Origin of the sequence: uncultured Megasphaera sp., assembly GCF_958350005.1 — a bacterium.
Lineage (GTDB): Bacteria > Bacillota > Negativicutes > Veillonellales > Megasphaeraceae > Megasphaera.
On sequence record NZ_CATWFF010000175.1, the window covers coordinates 1 to 4024 of the forward strand.

Below are 4024 nucleotides of genomic sequence, written 5' to 3' on the forward strand. Positions count from 1 at the left end.
ATTTTCTAATTGGCCGGTCGCATGTTGAAAACGGAGGTTAAACAATTCTTCTTTAAGGCTAACCACCTTTTCATCCATTTCGGCAGCGCTCAGAGCACGGATTTCTTTAACCTTCATTTTGTTCACCACCTAATTCCTGACCTTTAATAACAAACTTCGTTTTAATCGGCAGTTTATGGCCGGCAAGACGCATAGCTTCACGAGCTATTTCTTCTGTTACGCCGCCCATTTCGAAAAGTACGCGGCCTGGTTTTGCAACGGCTACCCAGTATTCAGGAGCGCCTTTACCAGAACCCATACGAGTACCAGCCGGTTTAGCCGTAATTGGCTTATCCGGGAAAATTTTAATCCAGACTTTACCACCACGTTTGATGTAACGCGTCATGGCAATACGGGCAGCTTCGATCTGACGGTTCGTAATCCACGACGGTTCTACTGCTACCAAACCGTATTCGCCGTGAGAAACTTTATTGCCGCGATGAGCCTGGCCCTTCATGCGGCCACGGAACTGCTTACGATATTTAACACGCTTTGGAATTAACATTACGCTTCGCTCCCTTCGTGTTTCTTCGGAGCCTTCTTAGCTTCCGGCAAAATTTCACCTTTATAAATCCAGCATTTTACGCCAATGCAGCCATAGGTCGTGTGAGCTTCAGCGAAGCCATAGTCGATATCAGCGCGGAGTGTATGCAGGGGGATGGAGCCATCGCGAATGCTTTCGCTGCGGGCAATTTCAGCACCGCCAAGACGGCCGGAGCACATGATTTTAATCCCTTTAGCGCCCATGCGCATTGTGCGGCCTACGCACTGTTTCATAGCACGACGGAAGCCAATACGGCGTTCCAGCTGACCGGCAACATTTTCTGCTACCAGAGTAGCATCCATTTCGGCCTGTTTGATTTCAGCAATATTGACGTCAACATTCTTCGTCGTAAATGCTTTCAAAGCTTTTTTAATATCTTCAATGCCAGCACCGCCACGGCCAATAACCATGCCCGGTTTTGCAGTATGAATAATCAATTTGATACGTTTTGCAGAACGTTCAATTTCGATACGAGAAACGCCTGCAATGTATAACTGTTTCTTTAAGAATTCACGGATTTTTACGTCTTCATTCAGAAGTGTGGCGTAATCTTTTTCAGCATACCATTTCGCATCCCAAGGTTTTACAACGCCAACACGAAATCCATGGGCATTAACTTTTTGACCCACTACGTTTCCCTCCTTATGCTCTTTCTTTTACGACAACCGTCAAATGACTGGAGTGTTTTAAAATTTTGAAAGCCTGTCCACGGCTGCGCGGATGAATACGTTTCATCGTGGAATCTTGGTCGACAAAAATTTCAGAAACAAATAATTTATCTACATTCATGTCATTGTTATGTTCTGCATTTGCTACAGCAGACCGCAGCGCTTTTTCTACGACACGGGAACCCACTTTCGGCGTGAATTTCAGAATCGAGAATGCTTCGCCTACGTTTTTGCCCCGAACCAAATCAGCTACGATTCGAATTTTCCGGGGGGCAATGCGAATATGTTTGGCAATTGCTCTTGCTTCCATGATGTTACCTCCCTTTATTTCGTTACTTTTTCAGATTTAGCGTGGCCTTTAAACGTACGAGTCGGCGCAAATTCACCCAGTTTATGACCTACCATGTCTTCCGTAACATATACGGGGACGTGTTTCCGGCCGTCATGAACAGCAATTGTATGTCCTACAAAGCTAGGCAGAATCGTGGATGCACGGGACCAGGTTTTTACTACTTTCTTTTCATTGGCTTCATTCATAGCATCGATCTTTTTGAGGAGATGGAATGCTACGAATGGGCCCTTCTTAACGGATCTGGACACTTATTTATCTCCTTTCCACAACCTATTATTTACGTCTCTTTACGATAAACTTGTTAGAAGCCTTTTTCTTTTCACGAGTCTTAACACCGTATGCAGGCTTGCCCCACGGAGTAACCGGACGTTTACGGCCGACAGGAGACTTGCCTTCGCCGCCGCCATGAGGATGATCGCACGGGTTCATGACAACGCCGCGGTTGCCGGGACGAACGCCTTTCCAGCGCGAACGGCCAGCTTTGCCAATCGTGATGTTTTCATGGTCTGTGTTGCTGACAACACCTACAGTAGCACGGCATCTGATGTGGACCTGACGAAGTTCGCCAGAAGGAAGACGAAGCAGTGCATAGTTGCCTTCTTTAGCCATGAGCTGTGCCGATTCACCGGCAGAACGGACCATCTGGCCGCCTTTGCCGATTTTCAGTTCAATGTTGTGTACCAACGTACCGAGAGGGATATTAGCCAGCGGCAGTGCATTGCCGATTTTGATATCCGAATCAGGACCGCTGTAAATGACATCGCCCACTTTTAATCCATTAGGAGCAATGATATATTTCTTTTCGCCGTCTGCATATGCCAAAAGTGCAATGTTTGCAGAGCGGTTAGGATCGTATTCGATCGTTGCGACTTTTGCAGGAATGTTATCCTTAATACGTTTGAAATCGATCAAACGGTAACGGCGTTTGTGACCGCCGCCCTGATGGCGTACAGTCATACGGCCGCTGTTGTTACGACCGCCCTTGTTGGTGACTTTGCTCAACAAGGATTTTTCCGGTTTGGAAGCCGTAATTTCTTCGAAGGTCGAAACTGTCATGAACCGACGGCCTTCGGAATACGGCTTATATGATTTAATGGCCATTGTAGTGCCTCCTCCTTTATTTCGTTATCCTTTAAGCCCCTTCAAAGAATTCGATCGTTTCGCCTTCCTGAAGTGTTACGATGGCTTTTTTATAATCCGGACGTTTGCCAATATATTTGCCCATCCGCTTAAACTTGCCCATCATGCGGATCGTAGCTACGCTTTTAACTTTTACATTAAAAACCTGTTCTACAGCTTTGCGGATTTCGATTTTATTGGCACGAAGGGGCACCTTAAAGGTGTATTTGCCATCAGACATCATCATCGTCGTTTTTTCGGTGATGACCGGTTTGATTAAAATATCATGCATCATCATTACGCGAGTACCTCCTCAATCTTGGCTACAGCGCTCTTAGTAACGAAGAGTTTTGTATAGTGGAGCAGATCGAAAATGTTGACGCCTTCCGTAGAAATAGCTTTTACCCCTTTGATATTGCGGGCGCAACGTGCAACGATTTCGTCATTATCCGTAACAAAGAGGACTTTTTCTCCAGCAAACTGGAAATTATTGATCAATGCTACAATTTCCTTCGTTTTCGGAGCTGCGAGATTAATTTCGTCCAGCACAAACAATTCATTCGTATTTACTTTATCGCTCAAAGCGGATTTAACGGCAAGGCGACGAGCTTTACGAGGCATTTTCTGTGCGTACGAACGCGGATGGGGACCCCATACGGTGCCGCCGCCAACCCACAAAGGACTGCGGGTGCTGCCTACACGGGCCCGGCCGGTTCCTTTTTGTTTCCACGGCTTTTTACCGCCGCCACGAACTACCCCTCTGGTTTTCGTGGAATGTGTGCCTAAGCGTTCATTAGCAAGCTGACGGAGAACGGCCTGTCTCATGACAGCTTCGTTCACTTCAACGCCAAATACGCTATCGTTCAATTCAATTTCACCGGTCTGTGTGCCGGCAATATTATACGTGCTTACTTTTGGCATTTATATTATCCTCCTTCCTGTATATCAGCAATTAGCGGGGTTTTACAGTATCACGAATCATTACCAGACTGCCTTTGGCACCCGGAATGCCGCCTTTAATCAAGATAAGGTTTTTATCCATGTCGACTTTAACGACAGAGAGATGAAGAACCGTCGCCTGATTACCACCTAATTGTCCAGGAAGTTTTTTCCCTTTGACGACTTTACCGCCGCCACCACTAATCATAGGTCCGAGAGAACCAGGTTCACGATGGGATTTGGAACCGTGAGTCATTGGTCCGCGGTGGAAACCGTGACGTTTAATCGTACCTGCAAATCCTTTACCCTTGCTGGTGCCAATTACGTCGACGAGATCGCCGCTTGCGAAAATATCAGCTGCCA

General features: G+C 46.5%; 9 protein-coding genes. All 9 read right to left on the reverse strand.

All coding sequences use genetic code 11. From position 1 onward, the window contains the following. Positions 1–117: 50S ribosomal protein L29 (gene rpmC / locus Q3886_RS08865; RefSeq protein ID WP_301861053.1), on the reverse strand; the 117-nt coding region annotated here is incomplete at its 3' end. Next, the gene (gene rplP, locus Q3886_RS08870) at positions 107–544 is read right to left on the reverse strand and encodes a 50S ribosomal protein L16 (protein ID WP_301861040.1); all 438 of its coding nucleotides are present in this window, start codon (positions 542–544) and stop codon (positions 107–109) included. The genes rplP and rpmC, both read right to left, overlap by 11 nt. Then, positions 544–1212, reverse strand: coding sequence for a 30S ribosomal protein S3 (rpsC, locus tag Q3886_RS08875; RefSeq protein WP_301861042.1), 669 nt, complete (start codon positions 1210–1212; stop codon positions 544–546). The genes rplP and rpsC overlap by 1 nt, the downstream gene beginning before the upstream one ends. A 13-nt stretch (positions 1213–1225) precedes the next feature. Next, positions 1226–1561: a 50S ribosomal protein L22 gene (gene rplV, locus Q3886_RS08880; protein ID WP_301861043.1), complete on the reverse strand. Its 336-nt coding sequence runs from the start codon at positions 1559–1561 to the stop codon at positions 1226–1228. Between the two features lie 14 nt (positions 1562–1575). Continuing rightward, on the reverse strand, positions 1576–1851 hold the full coding sequence (gene rpsS, locus Q3886_RS08885; protein ID WP_301861045.1) for a 30S ribosomal protein S19: 276 nt from the start codon (positions 1849–1851) through the stop codon (positions 1576–1578). Positions 1852–1876: 25 nt separating this feature from the next. Next, positions 1877–2704 (reverse strand): 50S ribosomal protein L2, encoded by an 828-nt coding sequence (gene rplB / locus Q3886_RS08890; RefSeq protein ID WP_301861047.1) that lies wholly within the window; start codon positions 2702–2704, stop codon positions 1877–1879. Between the two features lie 31 nt (positions 2705–2735). Further along, positions 2736–3020: a 50S ribosomal protein L23 gene (gene rplW, locus Q3886_RS08895; RefSeq protein ID WP_301861049.1), complete on the reverse strand. Its 285-nt coding sequence runs from the start codon at positions 3018–3020 to the stop codon at positions 2736–2738. After that, positions 3020–3643: a 50S ribosomal protein L4 gene (gene rplD / locus Q3886_RS08900; protein ID WP_301861050.1), complete on the reverse strand. Its 624-nt coding sequence runs from the start codon at positions 3641–3643 to the stop codon at positions 3020–3022. Before rplD ends, rplW begins: the two co-directional genes overlap by 1 nt. A gap of 31 nt (positions 3644–3674) precedes the next feature. Then, a partial coding sequence (rplC, locus tag Q3886_RS08905; RefSeq protein ID WP_301861051.1) for a 50S ribosomal protein L3 occupies positions 3675–4024 on the reverse strand: 350 nt, incomplete at its 5' end.

Coding starts and splice junctions, on each gene's coding strand:
- rplD (WP_301861050.1), bottom strand. CDS start 3,643: ATGCCAAAAGTAAGCACGTATAATATTGCCGGCACACAGACCGGTGAA.
- rplV (WP_301861043.1), bottom strand. CDS start 1,561: ATGGAAGCAAGAGCAATTGCCAAACATATTCGCATTGCCCCCCGGAAA.
- rplB (WP_301861047.1), bottom strand. CDS start 2,704: ATGGCCATTAAATCATATAAGCCGTATTCCGAAGGCCGTCGGTTCATG.
- rplP (WP_301861040.1), bottom strand. CDS start 544: ATGTTAATTCCAAAGCGTGTTAAATATCGTAAGCAGTTCCGTGGCCGC.
- rplW (WP_301861049.1), bottom strand. CDS start 3,020: ATGATGATGCATGATATTTTAATCAAACCGGTCATCACCGAAAAAACG.